Annotated in this window: 23 protein-coding genes and 6 tRNA genes; 17 read left to right on the top strand and 12 right to left on the bottom strand. The window is 69.9% G+C overall.

Features of this window, described 5'->3' with window-relative positions; genetic code table 11:
• Positions 1 to 141: 141 nt before the first annotated feature.
• The 3 genes from Q5762_RS26465 to Q5762_RS26455 form a co-directional block, all read right to left on the bottom strand.
• A tRNA-Gly gene (locus Q5762_RS26465) sits at positions 142 to 214 on the bottom strand.
• An 80-nt stretch (positions 215 to 294) separates the two neighbouring features.
• Positions 295 to 366, bottom strand: a tRNA-Gly gene (locus Q5762_RS26460).
• 122 nt (positions 367 to 488) lie between these two features.
• Positions 489 to 833 carry an Lsr2 family protein gene (locus Q5762_RS26455; RefSeq protein WP_315894746.1) on the bottom strand — a complete coding sequence of 115 codons (345 nt, stop codon included), beginning with the start codon at positions 831 to 833 and terminating at the stop codon, positions 489 to 491.
• A 333-nt stretch (positions 834 to 1,166) separates the two neighbouring features.
• Here Q5762_RS26455 and purS point away from each other — a divergent pair, with 333 nt between their 5' ends.
• The 5 genes from purS to Q5762_RS26430 all read left to right on the top strand — a co-directional run bounded on the left by purS (position 1,167) and on the right by Q5762_RS26430 (position 5,853).
• Entirely contained in the window at positions 1,167 to 1,448 is a 282-nt protein-coding gene (purS, locus tag Q5762_RS26450; protein WP_315894745.1) for a phosphoribosylformylglycinamidine synthase subunit PurS, read from the top strand.
• Positions 1,445 to 2,125: a phosphoribosylformylglycinamidine synthase subunit PurQ gene (gene purQ, locus Q5762_RS26445; protein WP_315894744.1), complete on the top strand. Its 681-nt coding sequence runs from the start codon at positions 1,445 to 1,447 to the stop codon at positions 2,123 to 2,125. The genes purS and purQ overlap by 4 nt, the downstream gene beginning before the upstream one ends.
• Positions 2,122 to 4,371: a phosphoribosylformylglycinamidine synthase subunit PurL gene (gene purL, locus Q5762_RS26440; protein WP_315894743.1), complete on the top strand. Its 2,250-nt coding sequence runs from the start codon at positions 2,122 to 2,124 to the stop codon at positions 4,369 to 4,371. The genes purQ and purL overlap by 4 nt, the downstream gene beginning before the upstream one ends.
• Positions 4,372 to 4,499: 128 nt before the next feature.
• Positions 4,500 to 5,006, top strand: a complete 507-nt coding sequence (locus Q5762_RS26435; RefSeq protein ID WP_315894742.1) for a helix-turn-helix domain-containing protein — start codon at positions 4,500 to 4,502, stop codon at positions 5,004 to 5,006.
• Positions 5,007 to 5,031: 25 nt separating this feature from the next.
• The gene (locus Q5762_RS26430) at positions 5,032 to 5,853 is read left to right on the top strand and encodes a M23 family metallopeptidase (RefSeq protein WP_315894741.1); all 822 of its coding nucleotides are present in this window, start codon (positions 5,032 to 5,034) and stop codon (positions 5,851 to 5,853) included.
• Here the strand turns inward: Q5762_RS26430 and Q5762_RS26425 are convergent.
• Positions 5,841 to 6,245 carry a nuclear transport factor 2 family protein gene (locus Q5762_RS26425; RefSeq protein WP_315894740.1) on the bottom strand — a complete coding sequence of 135 codons (405 nt, stop codon included), beginning with the start codon at positions 6,243 to 6,245 and terminating at the stop codon, positions 5,841 to 5,843. The two genes, Q5762_RS26430 and Q5762_RS26425, sit on opposite strands and share 13 nt — an antisense overlap.
• Positions 6,246 to 6,318: 73 nt before the next feature.
• Between Q5762_RS26425 and Q5762_RS26420 the strand changes: the two genes are divergently transcribed.
• The 4 genes from Q5762_RS26420 (at position 6,319) to purM (ending at position 10,894) form a co-directional block, all read left to right on the top strand.
• Positions 6,319 to 7,107, top strand: coding sequence for a sterol carrier family protein (locus Q5762_RS26420; protein WP_315894739.1), 789 nt, complete (start codon positions 6,319 to 6,321; stop codon positions 7,105 to 7,107).
• Positions 7,108 to 7,174: 67 nt separating this feature from the next.
• Positions 7,175 to 8,002: an META domain-containing protein gene (locus tag Q5762_RS26415; protein WP_315894738.1), complete on the top strand. Its 828-nt coding sequence runs from the start codon at positions 7,175 to 7,177 to the stop codon at positions 8,000 to 8,002.
• A gap of 239 nt (positions 8,003 to 8,241) precedes the next feature.
• Positions 8,242 to 9,768 (top strand): amidophosphoribosyltransferase, encoded by a 1,527-nt coding sequence (gene purF, locus Q5762_RS26410; RefSeq protein ID WP_315894737.1) that lies wholly within the window; start codon positions 8,242 to 8,244, stop codon positions 9,766 to 9,768.
• A gap of 52 nt (positions 9,769 to 9,820) precedes the next feature.
• The gene (purM, locus tag Q5762_RS26405; RefSeq protein ID WP_315894736.1) at positions 9,821 to 10,894 is read left to right on the top strand and encodes a phosphoribosylformylglycinamidine cyclo-ligase; all 1,074 of its coding nucleotides are present in this window, start codon (positions 9,821 to 9,823) and stop codon (positions 10,892 to 10,894) included.
• A gap of 125 nt (positions 10,895 to 11,019) precedes the next feature.
• Here purM and Q5762_RS26400 read toward each other — a convergent pair whose 3' ends face one another.
• Both Q5762_RS26400 and Q5762_RS26395 read right to left on the bottom strand, forming a co-directional pair.
• Positions 11,020 to 11,274: a DUF3073 domain-containing protein gene (locus tag Q5762_RS26400; protein WP_315894735.1), complete on the bottom strand. Its 255-nt coding sequence runs from the start codon at positions 11,272 to 11,274 to the stop codon at positions 11,020 to 11,022.
• A gap of 355 nt (positions 11,275 to 11,629) precedes the next feature.
• Positions 11,630 to 12,724, bottom strand: coding sequence for a Glu/Leu/Phe/Val dehydrogenase dimerization domain-containing protein (locus Q5762_RS26395; RefSeq protein ID WP_315894734.1), 1,095 nt, complete (start codon positions 12,722 to 12,724; stop codon positions 11,630 to 11,632).
• 160 nt (positions 12,725 to 12,884) lie between these two features.
• Between Q5762_RS26395 and Q5762_RS26390 the strand changes: the two genes are divergently transcribed.
• Both Q5762_RS26390 and bldC read left to right on the top strand, forming a co-directional pair.
• Positions 12,885 to 13,760 carry a hypothetical protein gene (locus Q5762_RS26390; RefSeq protein ID WP_315894733.1) on the top strand — a complete coding sequence of 292 codons (876 nt, stop codon included), beginning with the start codon at positions 12,885 to 12,887 and terminating at the stop codon, positions 13,758 to 13,760.
• Positions 13,761 to 14,320: 560 nt separating this feature from the next.
• Complete coding sequence (gene bldC / locus Q5762_RS26385) at positions 14,321 to 14,527, top strand: developmental transcriptional regulator BldC (protein ID WP_003949541.1); 207 nt, start codon at positions 14,321 to 14,323, stop codon at positions 14,525 to 14,527.
• A gap of 322 nt (positions 14,528 to 14,849) precedes the next feature.
• Here the strand turns inward: bldC and Q5762_RS26380 are convergent, their stop codons facing one another.
• The 3 genes from Q5762_RS26380 to hrpA form a co-directional block, all read right to left on the bottom strand.
• Positions 14,850 to 15,032, bottom strand: coding sequence for a DUF6274 family protein (locus Q5762_RS26380; protein ID WP_315894732.1), 183 nt, complete (start codon positions 15,030 to 15,032; stop codon positions 14,850 to 14,852).
• 127 nt (positions 15,033 to 15,159) lie between these two features.
• Positions 15,160 to 15,233 (bottom strand) — tRNA-Asp (locus tag Q5762_RS26375).
• A 99-nt stretch (positions 15,234 to 15,332) separates the two neighbouring features.
• Positions 15,333 to 19,271, bottom strand: a complete 3,939-nt coding sequence (hrpA, locus tag Q5762_RS26370; protein ID WP_315894731.1) for an ATP-dependent RNA helicase HrpA — start codon at positions 19,269 to 19,271, stop codon at positions 15,333 to 15,335.
• Positions 19,272 to 19,405: 134 nt separating this feature from the next.
• On the opposite strand from hrpA, the gene Q5762_RS26365 reads away from it, so the two are divergent.
• The 3 genes from Q5762_RS26365 to Q5762_RS26355 are packed head-to-tail and all read left to right on the top strand — an operon-like array spanning position 19,406 to position 21,414.
• The gene (locus Q5762_RS26365; RefSeq protein ID WP_315894730.1) at positions 19,406 to 19,777 is read left to right on the top strand and encodes a hypothetical protein; all 372 of its coding nucleotides are present in this window, start codon (positions 19,406 to 19,408) and stop codon (positions 19,775 to 19,777) included.
• A gap of 57 nt (positions 19,778 to 19,834) precedes the next feature.
• Positions 19,835 to 20,581, top strand: coding sequence for a thioredoxin domain-containing protein (locus tag Q5762_RS26360; protein WP_315894729.1), 747 nt, complete (start codon positions 19,835 to 19,837; stop codon positions 20,579 to 20,581).
• Entirely contained in the window at positions 20,578 to 21,414 is an 837-nt protein-coding gene (locus tag Q5762_RS26355; RefSeq protein WP_315894728.1) for a cytochrome c biogenesis CcdA family protein, read from the top strand. The genes Q5762_RS26360 and Q5762_RS26355 overlap by 4 nt, the downstream gene beginning before the upstream one ends.
• Positions 21,415 to 21,581: 167 nt before the next feature.
• On the opposite strand, the gene Q5762_RS26350 is transcribed toward Q5762_RS26355, so the two are convergent.
• The 3 genes from Q5762_RS26350 to Q5762_RS26340 all read right to left on the bottom strand — a co-directional run bounded on the left by Q5762_RS26350 (position 21,582) and on the right by Q5762_RS26340 (position 21,863).
• A tRNA-Phe gene (locus Q5762_RS26350) sits at positions 21,582 to 21,655 on the bottom strand.
• Positions 21,656 to 21,677: 22 nt separating this feature from the next.
• Positions 21,678 to 21,751, bottom strand: a tRNA-Asp gene (locus Q5762_RS26345).
• 39 nt (positions 21,752 to 21,790) lie between these two features.
• A tRNA-Glu gene (locus Q5762_RS26340) sits at positions 21,791 to 21,863 on the bottom strand.
• A 104-nt stretch (positions 21,864 to 21,967) separates the two neighbouring features.
• On the opposite strand from Q5762_RS26340, the gene Q5762_RS26335 reads away from it, so the two are divergent.
• The 3 genes from Q5762_RS26335 to Q5762_RS26325 all read left to right on the top strand — a co-directional run.
• Positions 21,968 to 22,318, top strand: a complete 351-nt coding sequence (locus Q5762_RS26335; RefSeq protein WP_315894727.1) for a metallopeptidase family protein — start codon at positions 21,968 to 21,970, stop codon at positions 22,316 to 22,318.
• Between the two features lie 200 nt (positions 22,319 to 22,518).
• Positions 22,519 to 23,055: a hypothetical protein gene (locus Q5762_RS26330; protein ID WP_315894726.1), complete on the top strand. Its 537-nt coding sequence runs from the start codon at positions 22,519 to 22,521 to the stop codon at positions 23,053 to 23,055.
• Positions 23,056 to 23,279: 224 nt separating this feature from the next.
• Positions 23,280 to 25,093, top strand: a 1,814-nt coding sequence (locus Q5762_RS26325; RefSeq protein ID WP_315894725.1) for a DEAD/DEAH box helicase, incomplete at its 3' end; no start/stop codon positions are given.

Raw genomic sequence — 25,093 nt, 5'->3', positions numbered from 1 at the left:
GTTCAAGGCTCGCGGCGCGGCGGCCCGGTCGGCAGTGCGCGCTGTCATCGCTGCTCATGACAAATGTCAGACCGGGAACACCTGGAACCGCGGCACAAACGACGAAGGCCCGGTTCGTGAGAACCGGGCCTTCGATCAACGAGCGGACGACGAGATTCGAACTCGCGACCCTCACCTTGGCAAGGTGATGCTCTACCAACTGAGCCACGTCCGCATTGCTGCCGCTCAGCTCTCACTGGGCGGTGCGAGCACCACTGTACCCGATGCACCGGAGTGCTCGGTAATGCGATGCAGAGCGGGTGACAGGAATTGCACACTGCGCCTTCCCCCTGGAAGGGGGATGTTCTACTACTGAACTACACCCGCACGCTGCGTGAGGTTCGGCCCTGCGGCCTCGCCCCTCGGCGTGATCCAGACTCTAGCCGATCAGCGGGGGTGCAATGCAACTCGGTTCCCGGCGCGCGGCCGGGCGGGCGGTTCAAGGCGGCTCAACTGGCCTCGCGGAACGCCTCGTAGACCCGCTTCGGGATGCGGCCGCGGGCGGGCACGTCCATCTTGTTGGACTGGGCCCAGGCGCGGACCGCCGCCGGGTCGGGGGCCAGGGCGGTGTGCTTGTACGAAGCCACCGAGGCGGTCTGGCCGCCGGCCCTGGCCTTGCCCGTCAGCTTCCGGCCGGCCGCGAGGTAGGGCGCCAGCGCCTTGCGCAGTTTCTTTGCATTGGCGGGATTCAGGTCGATCTCGTACATCTTCCCGTCCAGGCCGAACGCAACCGTTTCCGCCGCATCTCCGCCGTCGATGTCATCGGAGAGAGTGACCACTACTCGCTGAGCCACGGATATCGGTCCTTTCCTGCGGCGTGCCGTGATCGTCTCGACGTGTGAAGCGCCTCTGACGTGCGGCGACACCGACTTTGCGGCTGCCCCGGGGCAATGCTGCTTTCCTCTGTATTCCTTTGTACAGCGGTAGGCGTCGCATTGTGAAGCCCAGCCAATTGCATCAGCGTGTCTCCCCGCAATGGGCCGCGCAATATTTCACTTGAATTTTCCGTGGGGATCTTCGGAGATCCTCGGGAGTCTTTGTAGGGTCCTCCAGTCCTCTACCCGCGTAGAATTTGGAGGCAGGTACGCTGAGGGAACCGCCCACGCAACACACCACCGGGAGTGCCAGTGGCACGCGTCGTAGTCGACGTCATGCTCAAGCCGGAGATCCTCGACCCCCAGGGCCAGGCCGTGCAGCGTGCACTGCCCCGCCTCGGATTCGAGGGAATCGCCGACGTCCGCCAGGGAAAGCGCTTCGAGCTGGAGGTGGAGGGACCGGTCGACGAGGCCGCCCTCGCCCGCATCCATGAGATGGCCGAAACCTTCCTCGCCAACACCGTGATCGAGGACTTCACCGTCAAGGTCGAGTCCGAGGTCGAGTCCGCGGAGACCGCCGGGGCCCCCTCGTGACGGCACGCATCGGCGTCGTCACGTTCCCCGGAACGCTCGACGACCAGGACGCGCTGCGCGCCGTCCGCCTCGCGGGCGCCGAGCCCGTCTCGCTGTGGCACCGCGACAAGGACCTCAAGCAGGTCGACGCCGTGGTCCTGGCCGGTGGCTTCTCCTACGGCGACTACCTGCGGGCCGGTGCCATCTCCCGCTTCTCGCCGGTGATGGAGCCGCTCATCGAGCAGGCGAAGGCGGGCATGCCCGTCCTCGGCATCTGCAACGGCTTCCAGATCCTCACCGAGGCCCATCTGCTGCCGGGCGCGATGCTGCGCAACAACCACCTGCACTTCATCTGCCGCGACCAGAAGCTGCGGGTGGAGAACGCGGACACCGCGTGGACGTCCGACTACGAGCAGGGCCAGGAGATCACGGTCCCGCTCAAGAACATGGACGGCCGGTACGTCGCCGACCAGCGCGTGCTCGACGAGCTGGAGGCCGAGGGGCGGGTGGCCTTCCGCTACCTGGACCTGAACCCCAACGGCTCGCTCCGCGACATCGCGGGCATCACCAACGCCGCGGGCAACGTGGTCGGCCTCATGCCGCACCCCGAGCACGCCGTCGAGCCGCTGATCGGTACGGGCCGTACCGACGGCCTCGGTTTCTTCACCTCGATCCTCAAGAAGCTGGTCAACGCATGACTCTGGACACGGTCAAGCACGCCACCGAGACCCCGGACAGCGAGCAGCCCTGGAAGGAGCTCGGCCTCAAGGAGGACGAGTACGCCCGGATCCGCGAGATCCTCGGCCGCCGTCCCACCGGCGCCGAGCTCGCCATGTACTCCGTCATGTGGTCCGAGCACTGCTCGTACAAGAGCAGCAAGGTCCACCTGAAGCAGTTCGGCGAGAAGGTTCCCGAGAACGACGCGATGCTCGTCGGCATCGGCGAGAACGCGGGCGTGGTCGACGTCGGCCAGGGTTACGCGGTCACCTTCAAGGTCGAGTCGCACAACCACCCCTCGTACATCGAGCCCTACCAGGGCGCGGCCACCGGCGTCGGCGGCATCGTCCGCGACATCCTCGCGATGGGCGCCCGCCCGGTCGCGGTCGTGGACCCGCTGCGCTTCGGCGCGGCCGACCACCCCGACACCAAGCGCGTCCTCCCGGGTGTCGTCGCGGGCATCGGCGGCTACGGCAACTGCCTGGGCCTGCCGAACATCGGCGGCGAGGTCGTCTTCGACGAGTGCTACCAGGGCAACCCGCTGGTCAACGCCGGCTGCATCGGCGTGATGAAGCACGAGGACATCCACCTCGCCCAGGCTTCCGGCCCCGGCAACAAGGTGATCCTCTACGGCGCCCGTACCGGCGGCGACGGCATCGGCGGCGTCTCCGTGCTCGCCTCCGAGACCTTCGACGACTCGAAGCCGACGAAGCGGCCCGCGGTCCAGGTCGGCGACCCGTTCCAGGAGAAGCTCCTCATCGAGTGCACCCTGGAGATCTTCAAGGAGAAGCTGGTCGCCGGCATCCAGGACCTGGGTGGCGCCGGACTCTCCTGTGCGACGTCCGAGCTGGCCTCCGCCGGTTCCGGCGGTATGCGGGTCGACCTCGACCGGGTCCACCTGCGCGACGCGACGCTCTCGCCCGAGGAGATCCTCATGAGCGAGTCGCAGGAGCGCATGTGCGCGATCGTCGAGCCCGAGCACGTCGACCGCTTCCTCGAACTCTGCGAGAAGTGGGACGTCATCGCCACCGTCATCGGTGAGGTGACCGACGGCGAGCGCCTGGAGATCTTCTGGCACGGCGAGCAGATCGTGGACGTCCCGCCGCGTACGGTCGCGCACGAGGGCCCGGTCTACCACCGGCCGTACGCGCGCCCCGAGTGGCAGGACGCGCTCCAGGCCGACGACGCGAACAAGCTGCCCCGGCCGGAGACGGGCGAGGAGCTGCGGGAGCAGGTCCTGAAGCTGGTCTCCTCTCCGAACCAGGCGTCGAAGTCCTGGATCACGGACCAGTACGACCGGTTCGTGCAGGGCAACACCGTCCTGGCGCAGCCCGAGGACGCGGGCATGGTCCGGATCGACGAGGAGACCAACCTCGGCGTGGCCATGGCGACCGACGGCAACGGCCGGTACGCGAAGCTCGACCCGTACACGGGTGCGCAGCTCGCGCTCGCGGAGGCGTACCGCAACGTCGCCGCCTCCGGCGCCAAGCCGCTGGCGATCTCGGACTGCCTGAACTTCGGTTCGCCCGAGGACCCGGCCGTGATGTGGCAGTTCGCCGAGGCCACCCGTGGTCTCGCGGACGGCTGCCTGCAGCTGGGCACCCCGGTGACCGGCGGCAACGTCTCGCTGTACAACCAGACGGGCGAGGTCGCCATCCACCCGACGCCGGTCGTGGCCGTGCTCGGTGTGATCGACGACGTCAACCGCCGTACGCCGATCGCCTTCGCGGAAGAGGGCCAGCTCCTCTACCTGCTGGGCGACACGCGTGAGGAGTTCGGCGGCTCGGCCTGGTCCGAGGTGATCCACCAGCACCTCGGCGGTCTGCCGCCGGCCGTGGACCTCGACCGGGAGAAGCTGCTCGGCGAGATCCTGATCTCGGCCTCCCGCGACGGCATGATCGACGCGGCGCACGACCTGTCCGACGGCGGTCTGGTCCAGGCGGTCGTGGAGTCCTGCCTGCGCGGCGGCACCGGCGCGCGCCTGGTCGTCCCGGAGGGCCTGGACGCCTTCACGTTCCTCTTCAGCGAGTCGGCCGGCCGCGCGGTCGTGGCCGTCCCGCGCAGCGAGGAGCTCCGCTTCACCGACATGTGCGGCGCGCGGGGTCTGCCGGCGACGCGGATCGGTGTCGTGGACGGCGAGGAGATCGACGTGCAGGGCGAGTTCGGCATCGCGCTGACCGAGCTGCGCACGGCGCACGAGGCGACGATCCCGGCCCTGCTGGCCTGATCCGGAGCAGCACGACAGCAGCACGACAGCAGCACGACGGGGAGCCCCCGTCCGGACCTTCGGGTCCGGGCGGGGGCTTTCTGCATATGGCCTTGCACGTGATTACGTAATTACGTAATCTACGAAACATGGAGCTGGAGGAGCGGGTCGCGGAGCTGGAACGGCGGATGGCGGCCCTGGAGCGGGCGGATCGCCCCGCGCCCGAGGTCACCGACGACACGTTCTGGGCCCTGGAAGGGCTCAAGGCGCAGCTCGCCGAGGCGGGCGCGCCGGGCGAGGACGGGGCGGTGCTGTTCACCGGGTCGGTCCGACTGCCGACCGAGGAGCGGTACGAGTGGCAGTTCGGCGCCCTCACCGAGCGGCTGCTCGACGAGGACTGGACCGAGACCGCCGAATCCTTCGCCGCGCTGGGCCATCCCGTACGGCTCCGGCTGCTGCGGGAGATCCTCGGCGGCCGGCGCACCGCGGCCGACCTCGCGGAGTTGGCGGAGATCGGCACGACCGGCCAGATCTACCACCACCTGCGCCAACTGACCGGCGCCGGCTGGCTCCACACCATAGGCCGCGGCCGCTACGAGGTGCCGGGGACCCGGGTCGTCCCGCTCCTGGTGGTCCTCACGGCCGCCCGTCCGTAACCGCGAAAATCAGGGGGAGACGTCTATGTCGTGGCGCAAGGCCGTACTGGTCCTTCATCGCATGCTCTGGCTGCTGTTCATCGTGCAGGCGCTGGCCTCGCTCTTCGTGGAACCGCCCTATCCGTACTGGGCGGGCTGGCTGCCCGCGCTCGCCGCCATGGCGGTCGGCGTCACGCTCACCGTGAAGGGCGGCAGCCGGAACGACTCACGGACCGCCGTCGAGGTGGATCCGCCGGTCACCGGCCGCTGGTCGGCGCTGAACAGCCCGGCGGACCGGACACCGAGCCACGGCACGCACCAGTACGGCCAGACGTACGCGATCGACGTCACCGCCGAGGACGACGACCTGCCCCGCCCGGCGTTCGCCCGGCTGTGGCCGCTCGTCCGCCGCCCACAGAACTTCCCGGCCTTCGACGCGCCCCTGCTCGCGGTCGCCGACGCGACCGTCGTGCACGCGGAGGACGGACAGCGCGACCACCTCAGCCGCAACTCGCTGCCCGCCGTGGCCTACCTGATGCTGATCGAGTCAGCCGTCCGCGTCCTCGCCGGTCCCCGCCGGGTCGTCGGGAACCACCTCGTCCTCGACCTCGGCGACGGTACGTACGCGATGTACGCGCACCTCAAGCGCGGTTCGCTCGCGGTCCGCACGGGCGACCGGGTGGTGGCCGGGCAGGAACTCGCCCGCTGCGGCAACTCCGGCAACTCCACCGAGCCGCACCTGCACTTCCAGCTGATGGACGGCCCGGACCTGGACACGGCCCGCGGCCTGCCCTTCACCTGGCGCGGGGTCGGCGTACCGAAGAACGGCGAGACGTTCGTCGCGGGGGACGCCGCCTACTCGGGCTGACCCCAGAAGGCGTCGCTCTCGTCGATGTCCTCGACGCACTCGTCGACGTCGGAAATCTTGCCTCCGATGATCGTGAAGAAGAGCCCGCCTCTCATCTCGATGCCGCGGTCCCCGCGCTCGGCGAAAGTCTTGTGCGTGGATATGACGTGTCCGCGGCCGTCCGGGTAGACGCCGTCCAGCTCCACCCGCATGGTGCCGTGGGACAGGTCGAACAGTTGCTGGAACATGGCCAGGATGTTCTCCCGGCCCTTGAAGTGCCCGGACACCTGGCTCTCGCCCGGTGAGTGGTGCGTACAGTCGGCCGTCATCAACTCGGCGAGGGTCGCCAGATCACCCTTGCCGAACGCCTCGTAGCCCTGGCGCACCAAGGCCGCGTCGGGGTGCATGGCCATGGTCGTCCGCCCTTCTCGTACGTGTGCGGTCGGAGATGGTCGTCCCTACCAGTCTCCGACTACCCTCGCCCCCATGCCACCGGCCAAGAAGCGCACCCGCAGCTACGACTCCGCCAAGATCCGGGCCGCCGTGCCCGCCCAGTTCGGGAACGTACGGGACGCGGTGGCGGGGCTCACGCCGGAGCAGCTCGCCGGGCCGACGCGGCTGGGGGAGTGGACCGTACGGGAGCTGGCCGCGCACCTCACGATGGCGCTCGGGTCGGTCGCCCGGTACCTCGCGGAGCCCCAGCCCGCGAAGCAGGAACTCGCCCTGCTCGACTGGCCGTCGGCGACCGCGACGGCTGCCGCACGGATCGACGCGGACACCCGGGCGCTCGACACCGCCGACCTGCCCGGGCTGTACGAGCGGACGGCGGCGCTCTACGAGGAGCGGGTCTCCGGGGCCTCGGACGAGCGGCTTGTGCCGACCCGGTTCGGCGCCATGCGACTCGCAGACTTCCTGGTCACCCGCACCGTCGAACTCGTCGTCCACACCGACGACCTGAACGCGGCGACCGGCCTGGACATCCCGTACGACCGGCAGGCCCTGGCCGCCTGTACGCGGCTGCTCGCCGACGCGCTCGCGGTGAAGGCGCCGGGCGGGGCGGTCGAGGTGCGGATCCCGCCCTTCGCCGTCGTCCAGTGCGTGGAGGGCCCCCGGCACACCCGGGGCACCCCGCCCAACGTCGTGGAGACCGACCCGCTGACCTGGATCCGGCTCGCGACCGGCCGGACGGGGTGGGCCGAGGAGCTGGACGCGGCGCGCGTCGGCGCCAGCGGAGAGCGGGCGGACCTCACCGCCCTGCTGCCGCTCATGGGGTGACCTGGCTCCTGGGGTGACCTGAGGAGGCGGTACGGAACCGTCCGTACCGTTCGCCCGTCCCATCGCCATGCTGAAGACGCGCACCACCGCAGCCGCCGCCGTCCTGGCCTCGCTCGTCGTGCTCTCGGCGTGCGGCACCCAGAAGTCCGGTTCCGACCCCGGCGCCGGAACCGTCGCCCCCGACGTGCCCGTCACCGGAGTGCACTGGTCCTTCGACACCGTGACCGTGGCGGGCGAGGAGAGCCGCGCGCCCGCCGGTGCCCACATCAAGATCGCCGCGAACGGCCAGGCGTCGGGCAACAGCGGTTGCAACGGCTTCGGGGCCGAGGTGTCGGTCGAGGGGGACACGGTCACCGTGAAGCCGGGCCAGGGCACCGAGATGGCGTGTCCCGGTGAGCGGGGCGCCTTCGAGACGGTGCTCCAGAAGGCCCTCGCCGGCTCGATGAAGGCCCGGCTCGAAGGCGACCGGCTCACCCTCACCTCGCCGGACGGCAAGAACGTCGTCGCGCTGACCTCCGAACCGCCCGCTCCCCTGCGCGGCACGACCTGGACCGTCGACTCCCTGCTCTCCGGCGACACGGCCACCTCCCTGCCCCAGGGCAGCGAGGGCAAGGCCACCTTCGTGATCGACAAGGACGGCAAGGTCCGCGGCAACCTCGGCTGCAACCGGTTCACCGCCACCGCCAAGGTCACCCCCACGACCCTCACCGTCACCGGACCGGTCGTGACCACGCGGATGATGTGCTCGTCCGCGCAGATGGAGCTGGAGACGAAGCTGTACGAGCTCCTCGACGGACCGCTCTCGTACGAGCTGGGTCACCGTTCCCTGGGCCTCACGGCCGCCGACGGCGAGGGCTTCGCCGCGACGACGACGACCCCGACCGCGCCGAAGTAGGCCCTCCCGCTGCGTCTTCCGTCACACTGCGAGCCTCCCGGGCCCGCTCCTACCCACCGGTAGGCCGTCCTGCGGGCCCGGGCGGGGATCCCCCGGAGCCCTTCTCCCCCTTGGCCACCGGGCCCCTCATGGGTGTCCCGCCAAGGGCTTGTGGATCAGTTCGTACGATCACACCATTCGAAGGCCCCGACGATTTCCCCAATTCGGACCAGTGGTCGACCTCCCCTACACTCGGGAACGTGCCACGTGGTGACGGTCGACTCAATCACGATCTGCTTCCCGGCGAGAAGGGCCCCCAGGACGCTTGCGGCGTCTTCGGTGTCTGGGCTCCGGGTGAAGAGGTCGCAAAGCTCACGTACTTCGGGCTCTACGCCCTCCAGCATCGGGGCCAGGAATCCGCGGGTATCGCGGTCAGCAACGGCTCCCAGATCCTCGTCTTCAAGGACATGGGCCTGGTGTCCCAGGTCTTCGACGAGACCTCTCTCGGTTCCCTCCAAGGTCATATCGCGGTCGGTCACGCCCGCTACTCGACCACCGGTGCCTCCGTGTGGGAGAACGCGCAGCCGACGTTCCGGGCGACCGCCCACGGCTCGATCGCGCTCGGCCACAACGGCAACCTGGTGAACACGGCCCGGCTCGCCGAGATGGTCGCGGACCTGCCCAAGCAGGAAGGCCGCACCACCCGTGTCGCGGCCACCAACGACACCGACCTGCTCACGGCGCTCCTCGCCGCGCAGGTCGACGAGGACGGCAAGCCGCTCACCATCGAGCAGGGCGCCGCGAAGATCCTCCCCGAGGTCCGGGGCGCCTTCTCCCTCGTCTTCATGGACGAGCACACCCTCTACGCGGCCCGTGACCCGCAGGGCATCCGCCCGCTGGTCCTCGGCCGCCTGGAGCGCGGCTGGGTCGTCGCCTCCGAGTCCGCCGCCCTCGACATCTGCGGCGCCAGCTACGTCCGCGAGGTCGAGCCGGGCGAGCTGATCGCGATCGACGAGAACGGCATCCGCACCTCGCGATTCGCGGAAGCGAAGCCCAAGGGATGTGTCTTCGAGTACGTGTACCTGGCTCGTCCGGACACGGACATCGCCGGCCGCAACGTCTACCTCTCGCGCGTCGAGATGGGCCGTCGCCTCGCCAAGGAGGCGCCCGTCGAGGCCGACCTGGTGATAGCGACGCCGGAATCCGGCACGCCGGCCGCGATCGGCTACGCCGAGGCCTCCGGCATCCCCTTCGGCGCGGGCCTGGTGAAGAACGCCTATGTGGGCCGCACCTTCATCCAGCCGTCCCAGACCATCCGCCAGCTGGGCATCCGGCTGAAGCTGAACCCGCTCAAGGACGTCATCAAGGGCAAGCGCCTGGTCGTCGTGGACGACTCGATCGTCCGCGGCAACACCCAGCGCGCCCTGGTCAAGATGCTCCGCGAGGCGGGCGCCGCCGAGATCCACATCCGGATCTCCTCCCCGCCCGTGAAGTGGCCCTGCTTCTTCGGCATCGACTTCGCGACCCGCGCGGAGCTGATCGCCAACGGCATGTCGATCGACGAGATCGGCAAGTCGCTCGGCGCGGACTCGCTCTCGTACATCTCCATCGACGGGATGATCGAGGCGACCACCATCGACAAGCCGAACCTCTGCCGGGCCTGCTTCGACGGCGAGTACCCGATGGAGCTGCCGGACCCCGAGCTGCTCGGCAAGCAGCTCCTGGAGACCGAGCTGGCCGCCGGCCCCGCCGCGACCGCGGCCGCCGACGCGCTGCGCCGCCCGTAAGACCCCGCTGCACCCCGCAGTACCGCAGTAACGACACGAAAGCTCTGAACCCATGTCTCAGACCACCGGTGCCTCCTACGCGTCCGCGGGCGTCGACATCGAGGCGGGCGACCGCGCCGTCGAACTCATGAAGCAGTGGGTGAAGAAGACCCAGCGCCCGGAAGTCGCGGGCCTCGGTGGTCTGGGCGGCTTCGCCGGCCTCTTCGACGCCTCCGCCCTCAAGCGCTACGAGCGGCCGCTGCTCGCCTCCGCCACCGACGGTGTCGGTACGAAGGTCGACATCGCCCGCCAGATGGGCGTCTACGACACCATCGGCCACGACCTGGTCGCGATGGTCATGGACGACATCGTCGTGTGCGGCGCCGAGCCGCTCTTCATGACCGACTACATCTGCGTCGGCAAGGTGCACCCCGAGCGGGTCGCCGCCATCGTCAAGGGCATCGCCGAGGGTTGCGTCCTGGCCGGTACGGCACTGGTCGGCGGCGAGACCGCCGAGCACCCCGGACTGCTCGGCCCGGACGACTTCGACGTCGCCGGCGCCGGTACGGGCGTGGTGGAGGCGGACCGTCTCCTCGGCCCCGATCGCATCCGTACGGGTGACGCCGTCATCGCCATGGCGTCCTCCGGCCTTCACTCCAACGGGTACTCGCTCGTCCGCCACGTCCTCTTCGACCGGGCCGGCATGAGCCTCGACCAGCGTGTCGAGGAGCTCGGCCGGACCCTGGGCGAGGAGCTCCTGGAGCCGACGAAGATCTACTCGCTGGACTGCCTGGCGGTCACCCGGACGGCCGAGGTGCACGCCTTCAGCCACATCACGGGCGGTGGCCTGGCCGCCAACCTGGCGCGGGTGATCCCGGACGGGCTGCACGCGACGGTCGACCGTTCGACCTGGGCGCCGGGCGCGATCTTCGACCTGGTCGGCAAGGCCGGACAGGTCGAGCGCCTGGAGCTGGAGAAGACCCTGAACATGGGCGTCGGCATGATGGCCGTCGTCCCGGCCGAGTCCGTGGACGTGGTCCTGGCGACCCTGGAGGACCGGGGCGTCGAGGCCTGGGTCTCGGGCGAGATCACCGAGCGCGGCGAGCACACGACGGGCGCGGAGCTGGTCGGCGACTACGCGGTCTGATCCGACGGGTGCGGGTGGGCCACGGGCCCGCCCACACCCTTCGTGAGCCGTCCTGCGGACGCACAGAAACCCGGTCCGGGTGTCCCGGACCGGGTTCAGTGTTGAGCGGCACTCTTGTTAAGAGGTCAAGTGCGACGCTGGGACGACGCGTCGGGACCGGACTCGTCGTCCTCGTCCTCGTCGTCGTCGTAGAGATCCGCGTACTGCGCGTACGGGTCGTCTTCCTCGTCGTCGTCCTCGAACGGCTCGCCATTCGGCGGCTGGTTCGAAGTCGAAGCGCCCAGCTCGTTGGCCAGACGCGACAGGTCAGTCCCGCCGCTGCTGTACTTCAGCTGGCGGGCGACCTTGGTCTGCTTGGCCTTTGCCCGGCCGCGCCCCATGGCTCGACCCCCTCGGTGACGGGGCTCGGCGGCCCCAGAGTCTTGACACGCGTTCATGATTCGGAACGGGCTCTCGAAGGAGAGACCGGTCCGTAGGGCTTCAACGGTACCTGCTTCCGTGGCCATACGGTACGCCGCACGCATCACATGCCCCGGTACAGAACCATCGAGGAGCCCTGTCCTCGCTGGTCAATCGCGATTTTAACCTCTTCTGGAGGGCCGACCCGCCGACCGGGGTGAGTCATCTCTCGATTGGGGTGAACCTACAAAGTTCGCCCCTGGGAGCGACCCGCGAACGCCCTTGCGGGCAGCGGGCGGTCGGCGGGCGGGCGGCCCGTCAAGAATCGGCCACCGGTCAGCCGCGCCGGGCGTCCGCCATCCGCTGCTCGGCGATCCGGTCGGCGGCCGCGGCCGGCGGGATGCCGTCCGCCTTCGCACGCGCGAAGATTTCCAGGGTGGTGTCGAAGATGCGGGTGGCCTTCGCCTTGCAGCGGTCGAAGTCGAAGCCGTGCAGCTCGTCGGCGACCTGGATCACGCCACCGGCGTTGACCACGTAGTCGGGCGCGTAGAGGATCCCGCGGTCCGCGAGGTCCTTCTCGACACCGGGGTGGGCCAGCTGGTTGTTGGCCGCGCCACAGACGATCCGGGCGGTCAGGACCGGCACGGTCTCGTCGTTCAGGGCGCCGCCCAGCGCGCACGGGGCGTAGATGTCCAGGCCCTCGACGCGGATCAGGGCGTCGGTGTCCGCGACGACCGTGACCTGCGGGTGCTTGTCGGTGATCCGGCGCACCGACTCCTCGCGGACGTCGGTGATGTACACCTGGGCGCCGTCCTCCAGGAGGTGCTCGACCAGGTAGTGGCCGACCTTGCCGACGCCCGCCACGCCGACCTTGCGGTCGCGCAGCGTGGGGTCGCCCCAGAGGGTCTGGGCGGAGGCGCGCATGCCCTGGAAGACACCGAAGGCGGTGAGGACGGAGGAGTCGCCGGCGCCGCCGTTCTCGGGCGAGCGGCCGGTGGTCCACTGGTTCGTACGGGCGACGACGTCCATGTCGGCGACGTAGGTGCCGACGTCGCAGGCGGTCACGTAGCGGCCGCCGAGGGAGGCGACCATGCGGCCGTAGGCGAGCAGCAGCTCGTCCGTCTTGATCTTCTCGGGGTCGCCGATGATCACGGCCTTGCCGCCGCCGTGGTCGAGGCCGGCCATGGCGTTCTTGTAGGACATGCCCCGGGAGAGGTTCAGCGCGTCGGCGACGGCCTCGGCCTCGGTGGCGTACGGGTAGAACCGGGTGCCGCCGAGGGCGGGGCCCAGGGCGGTGGAGTGGAGGGCGATGACGGCCTTGAGGCCGGAGGCGCGGTCCTGGCAGAGCACGACTTGCTCGTGGCCACCCTGCTCCGAATGGAACAGGGTGTGCAGTACGTCAGCAGCAGGAACGCCGGTCACATCGGTCACGGTGGTGACTCCCAAGTACGAAGCGGCGGTTACGCCGGTCCCCCCATGCGGGTGGTGGCGGGACCGGTTCGGCAAGAGAGTAAGTCCTACGCGGGCGTAGATCCGCCCCAGTGCGCAGGATCACCCCCTCCCGGAGTACCGCCGTGGAAGGATTCGCGACATGTCGGTCGCCTCCTCGGTCCTCGTCCCGTACGCCTCCTATCTGCGGGTCTACGAGCCCCTGGGGGCCTTCCCGGAGCCCGAGCGGGCGCACTGGGCGCAGTACGCGCGCCGGGCGGGGACGCCGACGGCCCAGGACGAACTGCGTCGGTCGCTGGCGGACTTGCTGCCGACCCCGGCGGTCCCGGTGCCGGTCCACGAGAGCGGGGACGCCTTCGTCGCGGAGGTGGACGGGGTGGTCGTGGTCTGTCCGTGGCGGACCCGGATGCGGGCCCTGCTGGCCATGGAGGAGCTCGGGCGGAGCGGGGACGTCGAGCCCGGGCGGGCGCCGCTGCCGGGGGTGGTGCTGGACGCGATGCTGCCGCCGGTGGTGCGGGCCCAGGTGGCGGCGGACCACGAGCGCTGGCGGGAGCGGAACCCGGACGCCCGGCCGTGGATCCGTACGGCGGTCTGGCAGGTGCCGGTGCGCTGGTTCACGCTCTTCGCGGACGAGGAGCGGGAGTACGTGCCGGGGGACCGGGCGGGCGGGGTGGCGCCGGTGTTCCGGTACCGGACGCCGATGGTGCAGGCGCGGCGGCGGATCGCGCGGGCGCTGAAGACGCTGCGGGAGTCGATCGACGAGGGTCCGATGACGGAGGGCCTGGTCGAGGTCGGCCGGTGGCTGGAGGAGTTCCATCCGCGGGCGCTCGTGGAGCTGGACTACGGCGGTCTGGTGCACGCGCTGTCGCCGGAGCTGCTGGCGGAGGACCGGTCGGCGGCCGATGTCGCGGAGGGGATCGCGGCGCTGCGGGACGGTGACGGGGAGGCGGCGGGCGAGGCGTACGGCCGGCTCGCCGAGCGGTGGCGGGCCATCCGCAACCTGCAGTTTGCCAACTGACCATCGACAAGACATGTCGACCTGATGTAAATGATCATTGAGCGGTGTCTGTGGCCTCGCTGTGTCCGATGAGGACTCCCGGTGCGTCCGTGACGGGACGTAGGTGAGTCCACCTCGGGACGTAGGTCCCGATCCGGGCCTTTGGCTCAAGCGTGACGGATAGCACTTACTGCGCCCTTGCGTCCATCACCCTCCCTCGTGCCAAAATAGGACAAGGAGTCCGGGGAGGGTTCCTTCCGTCCAACTATGGGCGGAACGCTCAGCATTGCACTCTATGGGGGGTCTGAGGACTCCTGATCGCTCTGTGACTGATCGTCACAGCGGCGTGACTGTCCGTTATGGCATGGTCCATCGACTTCCGCCGCTGATGAACACCTGCGAGGGCAATTCCATCGGTTTGGCCGACGTGGCTGGACGGATGGTGTAGTTGTAGTGCCGAGGACAAGCCGTTCGTCCTATAACCGACTCGGCTCGCGTCCGCCATTTCGGGCAACGCGGGTCAAGGTGCAGAATTTAGAGGAAAGAACCGAGAAGGTTCGGTTCTCCCGAGGAGGCCGCTCATGACCGCTCGCACCCCTGATGCCGAGCCGCTGCTGACCCCCGCCGAGGTTGCCACGATGTTCCGCGTGGACCCGAAGACGGTGACCCGTTGGGCGAAGGCAGGAAAGCTCACGTCCATCCGCACCCTGGGTGGACATCGCCGCTACCGCGAGGCTGAGGTCCGCGCTCTGCTCGCGGGCATTCCGCAGCAGCGCAGCGAGGCCTGAGGTACGCGCAACACCCCGTAACACCGGGCATATCCGGGTCCCCCAACCTGGACCGCCCACCCAAGCTCTGCCGACTTGGTGCCTGCCCCAACAGGCTCTTCGTCATCGATCGCGCTGGACTCCGCCGGGTCCAGCGCGATCTTTTTTGTGCCGGCTCACCGGCCTCGAAGAGTGGTGCAATTGCACATATTAAATGGGGCTGGTGTAGGGAGGGTGCAAGTGCGGGGGTTCGTAAAACTCGTTCGGTGACTCCCGTCACACTGGTGAAGTCTTGCCAAGGAACAGCCTGCCACTCCGCGCGCGGCCCTCAACCCGCCGTTGGTCATGGGCTGGTGGGACTTTCGTCCTCGGTGTGCTCGACCTCGACCTCGCCCTCGATCACGAGCCGCTGGAGGCGGTGACAGACGGGGCAGAGGCGGGTGAGGTGCCGCTGGCGGGACGCGGCCGCCAGATGGGCGCGCAACAGCGCCCGTATCTCGTGTCGTGCTGCGGACGCCGCGGCCATGCGCGACCACCTCCGGTGTGGGCCCCCGATTCCCTGATGCAGGGGTACCGGGCCCCGCCCGACGCCGTCAATACACCGGGAGGCAACGAAGAAGGCCCACATCTTTCGATGTGGGCCTTCTTGCAAGCGATCCTGACGGGACTTGAACCCGCGACCTCCACCTTGACAGGGTGGCGAGCTAACCAACTGCTCCACAGGACCTTGATTCGCAGCCCTCGGTGGGGGCTGCGAAGAAGACTGTACAGCAGGTCAGACGGTCTGGTCGAACCGGCGGAAGGCGACACCCCGGCCGCCCGTCCCTTACGGGGCCAATGCGTCGATCGCCTTCACGATCCGCTTGTCCGAGACGGGGTGGGCCGTGCCGAGCGCGTGGGCGAAATAGCTGACCCGGAGCTCCTCGATCATCCAGCGGACGTCGGTGACCTCCCTCGCCACCGGCCGCCCCTTCGGGAGCTGTTCGAGCAGCCAGGCGTACTCGTCCAGCATCTCGTGGACCTTCTCCATCCGGGTGGTGTCCCGCTGCACACCGGTCGGCATCTGCTGGAGCCGGCGGTCCACGGCCACCAGATAGCGCATCAGGTCCGGCAGCCGCTTCAGCCCCGTCTTGGTGACGAAGCCGGCCGGCATCAGCCAGGCCAGCTGCGTGCGCACGTCCGCCAGGTTGTTGATCAGCGCGAGGCTGTTCGTGGCCTTCAGACGGCGCTCGCAGGCCTGCCAGGCGGCCAGGATCTGCTGGACCTGATCCACCGTCCGGACGGTCGTGTCGACGAGGTCGGCGCGGACCTTGTCGTACAGCTTCCGGAAGGACTCCTCGTCCCAGGCCGGGCCACCGTGGTCGGCGATCAGCCTGTCCGCGGCGGCGGTCGCGCAGTCGTCGAAGAGCGCCTGGATCGAGCCGTGCGGGTTACGGGACAGGGCGAGCTTCTGCTGGTTGGTGAGCTTGTCCGAGGCGAACTTCGCCGGGTTCACCGGGATGTTCAGCAGGATCAGCTTCCGCGTGCCCTGCCACATCGCCCGCTCCTGCTCGGCCTCCGTGTCGAAGAGGCGTACGGAGACGGTGTCACCGGCGTCCACGAGCGCCGGGAACGCCTTGACCGGCTGGCCGGCCCGCCGGGTCTCGAAGACCTTCGTGAGCGTGCCGATCGTCCAGTCGGTGAGCCCTGTGCGCTCCAGGGACGGCCCGGAGCCGTCAGGGCCACCCGTGGCCGCGGCGGCGGCCTGGGAGAGCGCCTGACGGGCCTTGGGGCGCAGCTGGAGCTTCAGCGCCTCCAGGTCCTTGTCCTCGGCCAGCTTGCGGCGCCGCTCGTCGACGATCCGGAAGGTGATCTTCAGGTGGTCGGCGATCCGGGACAGGTCGAAGTCGTCGGGGGAGACCGGGACGCCGACCATCCGGTGCAGCTCGCGGGCGAGCGTGACCGGCAGCGGCTCTTGGAGGGGTACGGCCGAGTCCAGGAAGCGGGTCGCGAAGTTCGGCGCCGGCACGTAGTTGCGGCGGATCGGCTTCGGCAGCGAACGGATCAGCTCGGTGACGATCTCCTCGCGCAGGCCCGGGATCTGCCAGTCGAAGCCCTCGTCCGTGACCTGGTTGAGCACCTGGAGCGGGATGTGGACCGTCACACCGTCGGCGTCCGCGCCCGGCTCGAACTGGTACGTCACCCGGAACTTCAGCGGCCCCTGCCGCCAGGAGTCCGGATAGTCCTCCTTGGTGACCCCGGCGGCCTTCTCGTTGATGAGCATCTCGCGCTCGAAGTCGAGGAACTCCGGTTCCTCGTGCCGCTTGTGCTTCCACCACGAGTCGAAGTGCGCCCCGGACACCACGTGTTCGGGCACGCGCTTGTCGTAGAAGTCGAAGAGCGTCTCGTCGTCGACGAGGATGTCCCGCCGGCGGGCACGGTGCTCCAGCTCCTCGACCTCGGTGAGGAGCTTGCGGTTGTCCGCGAAGAACTTGTGGTGCGTACGCCAGTCGCCCTCGACCAGCGCGTTGCGGATGAACAGGTCGCGGGAGGCCTCGGGGTCGATCCGGCCGTAGTTGACCTTGCGGTCGGTGACGATCGGGACGCCGTAGAGGGTGACCTTCTCGATGGCCATCACGGCCGCCTGGTCCTTCTCCCAGTGCGGCTCGCTGTACGTCTTCTTGATCAGGTGCTGGGCCAGCGGCTCGATCCACTCGGGCTCGATCCTCGCGTTGACCCGGGCCCAGAGCCGCGAGGTCTCCACCAGCTCGGCGGACATGATGAAGCGCGGGGGCTTCTTGAAGAGCGCCGAACCCGGGAAGACCGCGAACTTGGCGCTGCGGGCGCCCAGGTACTCGTTCTTCGCGCCCTCCTTCACGTCCTTCATGCCGATGTGCGACAGGAGACCGGCGAGGAGCGAGGTGTGCACGGACTGCTCGGGCGCGTCCTCCTCGTTGAGGTGGATGCCCATCTGCTTGGCGACCGTACGCAGCTGCGCGTAGATGTCCTGCCACTCGCGGATGCGCAGGAAGTTCAGGTACTCCGACTTGCACATCCGGCGGAACGAGCTGGAGCCGCGCTCCTTCTGCTGCTCGCGGATGTAGCGCCAGAGGTTGAGGAAGGCGAGGAAGTCGCTGGTCTCGTCCTTGAAGCGGGCGTGCTGCTGGTCGGCCTGGGCCTGCTTCTCGGCGGGGCGCTCGCGCGGGTCCTGGATGGAGAGCGCGGCCGCGATCACCATGACCTCGCGTACGCAGCCGTTCTTGTCGGCCTCCAGGACCATGCGGGCCAGGCGGGGGTCGACGGGGAGCTGGGCGAGCTGCCGGCCCTGCTGGGTCAGCCGCTTCTTCGGGTCCTTCTCGGTCGGGTCGATCGCCCCCAGCTCCTGGAGGAGCTGCACGCCGTCCCGGATGTTGCGGTGGTCCGGCGGGTCGATGAAGGGGAACTTCTCGATCTCGCCGAGGCCGGCCGCGGTCATCTGGAGGATGACGGAGGCCAGGTTCGTACGGAGGATCTCGGCGTCCGTGAACTCCGGGCGGGAGACGAAGTCGTCCTCGGAGTACAGCCGGATGCAGATGCCGTCGGACGTACGGCCGCAGCGGCCCTTGCGCTGGTTGGCGCTGGCCTGGCTGACCGCCTCGATCGGCAGGCGCTGGACCTTGGTGCGGTGGGAGTAGCGGGAGATGCGGGCGGTGCCCGGATCGATCACGTACTTGATGCCCGGGACGGTCAGCGAGGTCTCGGCCACGTTGGTGGCGAGGACGATCCGGCGGCCGGAGTGGGCCTGGAAGACGCGGTGCTGTTCGGCGTGGGAGAGCCGCGCGTAGAGGGGGAGGACCTCGGTGCTGCGCAGCTGCTTCTTGTTGAGCGCGTCGGCGGTGTCGCGGATCTCCCGCTCACCGGAGAGGAAGACGAGGATGTCGCCGGGGCCCTCGGACTGGAGCTCGTCGACGGCGTCGCAGATCGCGGTGATCTGGTCCCGGTCGGACTCCTCGCTGTCCTCTTCGAGGAGGGGCCGGTAGCGGACCTCGACCGGGTACGTACGCCCGCTGACCTCGACGATCGGCGCCTCGCCGAAGTGTCGGGAGAAACGCTCCGGGTCGATGGTCGCGGAGGTGATGACGACCTTGAGGTCCGGGCGCTTGGGCAGCAGCTGGGCCAGATAGCCGAGCAGGAAGTCGATGTTGAGGGACCGCTCGTGGGCCTCGTCGATGATGATCGTGTCGTAGGCGCGCAGCTCGCGGTCGGTCTGGATCTCGGCGAGCAGGATGCCGTCGGTCATCAGCTTCACGAAGGTCGCGTCGGGGTTCACCTGGTCGGTGAAGCGGACCTTCCAGCCGACCGCCTCGCCCAGCGGGGTCTTCAGCTCGTCGGCCACGCGCTCGGCGACCGTACGGGCCGCGATCCGGCGGGGCTGGGTGTGGCCGATCATGCCCCGGACGCCCCGGCCTAGCTCCAGACAGATCTTGGGGATCTGCGTGGTCTTACCGGAGCCCGTCTCACCGGCGACGATCACGACCTGGTGGTCACGTATCGCCTCCAGGATCACGTCCTTCTTCTGGGAGACGGGCAGCTGCTCGGGATACGTGACGGCGGGCACGCGGGAGGCCCGCCCGTCGACGCGCTCCTTGGCCTTGCCGGCCTCGGCGGCGATCTCGTCCAGGACGGCCTCACGGGCCTCGGGCTTGCGGATGCGGCGGGCGCCCTCGAGACGGCGGCCGAGCCGGTGCGCGTCCCGCAGCGAGACCTCGGCCAGGACGGACTGGAGGGCGGCGAAGGAAGTAGACATACGGAATCCAGGATCGCACCCCGGGCCGAGTACCGGCGAACCGATTTCCGTGGGGTGCGGCCGGGGGTGCGGCCGGGGTGCCGCAGAGGTCCGACCCGTAATATTTCGGGCACGTCGAGCTGAGAGGTACCCCCATGTCCCGCACCGCCCGCGCGCTCGCGGCGCTCGCCGCGCTGGTGGGCGTGGTGTTCGGGGTTCTTGGGTGCGGTGCGAGGACGTCGGCGGTGGTGGCGGAGTCGTCCCCCGTGGTGGCGTCCTCCGCGGTGGTCGTCGGGAGCGGCGTGCCGGGCTGCGGACAGAGTCACGCGGTCGACGGCGCCGCCCGGCCGGCCACCCCGCCGCGCCCGAACGGCTTCGGCGATCTGCTGCCCACGCTGGCGGGGGAGCGGGCGTCCGGGGCCGGGACCTGGGGCTGTGACCAGGCCATACGTGCGCTGGTGCCGGGCCCGGAGCCGCCGGAGCTCGTACCGCAGTCACCCGTGGAGCTGTCGATCCTGCGCGTCTAGAGGGCCGGCCGCCGTCGTCGTCCGTCCCCCTCTCTCCACGTTCAGGAGCACTTCCGCATGCCTACGTCCACGTCCAGGTCCAAGCCGGTCATGATCATCGCCGGGGTGGCCGTCGCCGCCGCGCTGCTCGGAGTCGTCTCGTTCAGCGCGACCCGGCCCGACTCCGGGGGCTCGGCCGGCTCCCCGGTCGCCGAGGTCTCGGCCGACCCGTCCGCCGGCATCTACCCCGAGCTGGAGGCGTACGCCCGCCGGGACGCGGCCGACAAGCTGGCCATGGGGCGGGCCGACGCGCCCGTCGTCCTCATCGAGTACGCCGACTTCAAGTGCGGCTACTGCGGGAAGTTCGCCCGGGACACCGAGCCCGAGCTGGTGAAGAAGTACGTGGAGAACGGCACCCTGCGCATCGAGTGGCGTAACTTCCCGATCTTCGGCGCGGAGTCCGAGGCGGCGGCCCGGGCGTCGTGGGCGGCGGGGCAGCAGGGCCGGTTCTGGGAGTTCCACAAGGCCGCGTACGCCGAGGGCGCCAAGGAGAAGGGCTTCGGCAAGGACCGGCTGACCGCGCTCGCGGAGGAGGCCGGGGTCCCCGACCTCGCCCGGTTCGCGAAGGACAGCGACGGCGCCGACGCTCGGGCGGCGGTGAGCAAGGACCAGGAGCAGGCGTACTCGCTCGGCGCGACCTCGACGCCGTCGTTCCTGGTCAACGGCCGTCCGATCGCGGGCGCGCAGCCGATGGAGGCGTTCACCGAGGCGATCGAGTCGGCGGCGAAGACGGCGAAGGCGGCCGGGTCGAAGGCCGGCCGATGACCTCCGACATCGGCTATCTGGCCGCGTTCCTCGGTGGCCTGCTCGCCCTGCTGAGCCCGTGCAGCGCTCTGCTGCTCCCGGCCTTCTTCGCGTACTCGATCGACTCGAAGAGCCGGCTGCTCGCCCGTACCGGCATCTTCTACGCGGGCCTGGCGACCACCCTCGTCCCGCTCGGCGCGGCCGGTTCGTTCGCCGGCCGGCTCTTCTACGGCCACCGGGACCTGCTGGTGGCCGTCGGCGGCTGGACGATCATCGCGCTCGGCGTGCTGCAGATCCTCGGGATGGGCTTCGCCTCGCGCCGGATCGCCGAGGTCAGCGGCCGGATCCGGCCGACCACGGCGGTCTCCGTCTACGCCCTCGGCCTGGTCTACGGCCTGGCCGGCTTCTGCGCGGGCCCGATCCTCGGCAGCGTCCTGACGGTGGCGGCGCTGAGCGGCAGCCCGGCGTACGGCGGTCTGCTCCTCGCGGTGTACGCGCTGGGCATGGCGGTGCCGCTGTTCCTGCTCGCGCTGCTCTGGGAGCGGTACGAGCTGGGCCGGCGCCGCTGGCTGCGGGGCCGGACGGTCCGGCTCGGCCGCTTCGAGCTGCACACGACGTCGCTCCTGTCGGGGCTGTTCTTCGTGGTGCTCGGGTCGGTCTTCCTGATCTTCGACGGCACGACGGCGCTGCCGGGCCTGCTGTCGGTGGACGACTCGTTCGCGGTGGAGGAGCGGGTGTCGTCGCTGGGCCGTTCGGTGCCGGACTGGGCGCTGCTGGTGCTCGTCGTGGCGGTGGTGGCGCTGGTGCTCGCGGTGCGCGGATGGCGCGGGCGGCGGCGGAGCCGGGAGGCCTGAGGGGGCGGGGGTGCGCGGGCGATGGCTCGCGTGCCCCCGCTCCGTACTCCCGCTCCGTACTCCCGCTCCGTACTCCCGCTCCGTACTCCCGCTCCGTACTCCCGCTCCGTCCTCCCGTCTCCGGACACGACAAAGGCCCCGCTCTTTCGAACGGGGCCTTCTCCTTGTGGCTGGGGCCGGGGTCGAACCGGCGACCTATCGCTTTTCAGGCGATCGCTCGTACCAACTGAGCTACCCAGCCACGAGACCATTGCTGATCTCAGCGATCCTGACGGGACTTGAACCCGCGACCTCCACCTTGACAGGGTGGCGAGCTAACCAACTGCTCCACAGGACCTTGCGATGTGCGAGAACCAGTCTCGCACAGGATGTTGCGTGCCCCCAACGGGATTCGAACCCGTGCTACCGCCTTGAAAGGGCGGCGTCCTGGGCCACTAGACGATGAGGGCTAGAGGCTCACCTGAGCGCTTCGCAGCGCGTCGGGGACGTGAGAAGCATATGGGATGCCGACCGCTATCGCCAAAACGGTTTCACCTGGGGGGACAATGGCCGGGTGCTGGAGATGACGCGCGAGGAGTTCGAGGAGCTGGTGGCCGAGGCCCTGGACCGGATCCCGCCGGAGCTGACGCGGCTGATGGACAACGTCGCGGTGTTCGTCGAGGACGAACCGGCGCCGGACGACCCGGAGCTGCTCGGGCTGTACGAGGGGACTCCGCTGACGGACCGGGGCGAGTGGTACGCGGGTGTGCTGCCGGACCGGATCACGATCTACCGGGGGCCGACGCTGCGGATGTGCGAGTCACAGGAGGACGTGGTCGCGGAGACCGAGATCACCGTCGTGCACGAGATCGCCCACCACTTCGGGATCGACGACGAGCGGCTCCACGCGCTCGGCTACGGCTGAGGTGGCTGAAGCGGCTGAGCTTGCCCTGGGGGCGTGTCCCTTGTGGTGCAAAGGGAGTTGGGCAGCGAAACACGGTTTTCCTGCCCGCTGTTCCCACCCTTTGTGTCCTGGAGGTGCCCTCCGTGCGCCATTTGCCCACCCGTGTGAGATGGGTCGCGACCGCGTTGGCCGTGGCCGCCTGTGCCGGTCTGAGCGGCTGCATGAGTGTGAGTGACGAGGGCGCGAAGCCGGCGCCGAGCAAGTCCGCGGGGAAGCAGGGTGTGGCGGACGGGTCCGGCGCGGACGCCGGGGTCCCGGGCGGCGGGCACGGCGGCACCGGCCGGGAGCCGACCGGCCGGAGCGGCCCGGACGTGGACGGCGCCGGTACGGAGGAGTCGCCGGTGCCCAGCGGGTCGCCGACGGCCTCCGGGAAGCCCCCTGCGGACGCGCCGGCGGGCGGGGTCGCGGGCGGCGGCCGGCCCAAGCCGGGCGGCCAGGAGCCCGGCGGGCCGGGTGGCGGCGCGGGCGGTCCGAGCGAGCCGGCCGGGGAGGTCACGCCGCCGGTCGACCCGCCGGAGCCGACGCCCGAGCCGACCGTGGAGCCGAGCCCGAGCCCCACTCCGGAGCCGACGCCCGAGCCGACCGACTCGCCCACGGCGACGCCCGGCGCGGACACCCACATGGGTGCCATGCGGGCGGCGGACGGCCCGGGAGCGCCGGCCGAACCAGAGGCATCGCCGCAGGTCGGACCGGCTTGAGGGCCGGTGCGCGGACCGGTGTGACGGAGCCCGGTTTGCCATAGGTGGGGGAGAGTGCGTATGGTGGTAGATCGTTTGATCCCATTGCCCGGCGCCGACACAGAAGAGCGCCGCGTGGCGCGTACTCTCCCTAGCCGTGGCTGGACCGCATTGAGGCGGTCGATTTGCGAATTTCACGGAGTTGACGGGCGCGTGCCGAGACTCCGGAAGGTTTCGCATTTCGCATGTCCATTTTCAGTTCTGACCACGCCGTCATGCCCGAGAACGACGAGATCGTCGAGGCCGTAGAGGCCACCGAGATCGTCGAGACCGAGGTCTCCGACGTCACCGAGGCCGAGTCCACCGAGGACTCCGAGCCCACCGAGCCCACCATCACCTTCGCCGACCTCGGCCTCCCCGAGGGCGTCGTGCGCAAGCTCGCGCAGAACGGTGTGACCAGCCCCTTCCCGATCCAGGCCGCGACCATCCCGGACGCCCTGGCCGGCAAGGACATCCTCGGCCGTGGCCGTACCGGCTCCGGCAAGACCCTCTCCTTCGGTCTGCCGACCCTGGCCTCGCTGGCCGGCGGCTCCACCGAGAAGAAGAAGCCCCGCGCGATCATCCTCACCCCGACCCGTGAGCTCGCGATGCAGGTCGCGGACGCGCTCCAGCCGTACGGCGACGTGCTCGGCCTGAAGATGAAGGTCGTCTGCGGCGGTACGTCCATGGGCAACCAGATCTACGCCCTGGAGCGCGGTGTCGACGTCCTCGTCGCCACCCCGGGCCGTCTGCGCGACATCATCAACCGTGGCGCCTGCTCGCTCGAGAACGTCCAGATCGCCGTCCTCGACGAGGCCGACCAGATGTCGGACCTGGGCTTCCTGCCCGAGGTCACCGAGCTGCTCGACCAGATCCCCGGCGGCGGCCAGCGCATGCTCTTCTCCGCCACCATGGAGAACGAGATTTCCACGCTGGTCAAGCGCTACCTGACGAACCCCGTCACGCACGAGGTCGACAGCGCGCAGGGCAACGTCTCGACCATGACGCACCACGTCCTCGTCGTGAAGCCGAAGGACAAGGCGCCGGTCACGGCCGCGATCGCCGCCCGCAAGGGCCGCACGATCATCTTCGTCCGCACCCAGCTGGGCGCCGACCGCATCGCCGAGCAGCTCGTCGAGTCCGGCGTGAAGGCGGACGCGCTGCACGGCGGCATGACGCAGGGTGCCCGTACCCGCGTGCTCGCCGACTTCAAGGACGGCTACGTCAACGCGCTGGTCGCCACCGACGTCGCCGCCCGCGGTATCCACGTCGACGGCATCGACCTGGTCCTGAACGTGGACCCGGCCGGTGACCACAAGGACTACCTGCACCGCTCGGGCCGTACGGCTCGTGCCGGCAAGTCCGGTGTCGTCGTCTCCCTGTCGCTGCCGCACCAGCGCCGCCAGATCTTCCGGCTGATGGAGGACGCGGGCGTCGACGCCTCGCGCCACATCATCCAGAGCGCCGGCGCGTTCGACCCGGAGGTCGCCGAGATCACCGGTGCGCGTTCGCTGACCGAGGTCCAGGCCGACTCGGCGAACAACGCCGCCAAGCAGGCCGAGCGTGAGGTCGCCGACCTCACCAAGCAGCTGGAGCGTCTGACCCGCCGCGCCGCCGAGCTCCGCGACGAGGCCGACCGCCTGGTCGCCCGTTCCGCGCGCGAGCGGGGCGAGGACCCGGAGGCCGCGGTCGCCGAGGTGACGGAGGCCGCCGAGGCCGAGGTCGCCGCGGCCGTCGTCGCCGCCGAGCCGGTCCAGGAGCGCCGCGAGGAGCGCACCCCGGCCTTCCGCGACGAGCGGGGCAACTACGAGCGCCGTGACCGTGGCGGCGACCGCGGTGGCGACCGTGGCGGTGACCGTGGTGGCTTCCGCCGCGACGACCGCCGTGACGACAACCGTGGTGGCGGCTTCCGCCGTGACAACGACCGTCCGTCCGGTGGCTTCCGCCGTGACAACGACCGTCCGTCCGGTGGCTTCCGCCGCGACGACCGTGGTGGCGACAACCGTGGTGGCGGCTTCCG

Origin of the sequence: Streptomyces sp. P9(2023), from assembly GCF_032436795.1 — a bacterium.
Taxonomy (GTDB): Bacteria; Actinomycetota; Actinomycetes; order Streptomycetales; family Streptomycetaceae; genus Streptomyces.
Note: the sequence above shows the minus strand (reverse complement) of the source record. Positions and strands in the feature narration are given on the sequence as shown.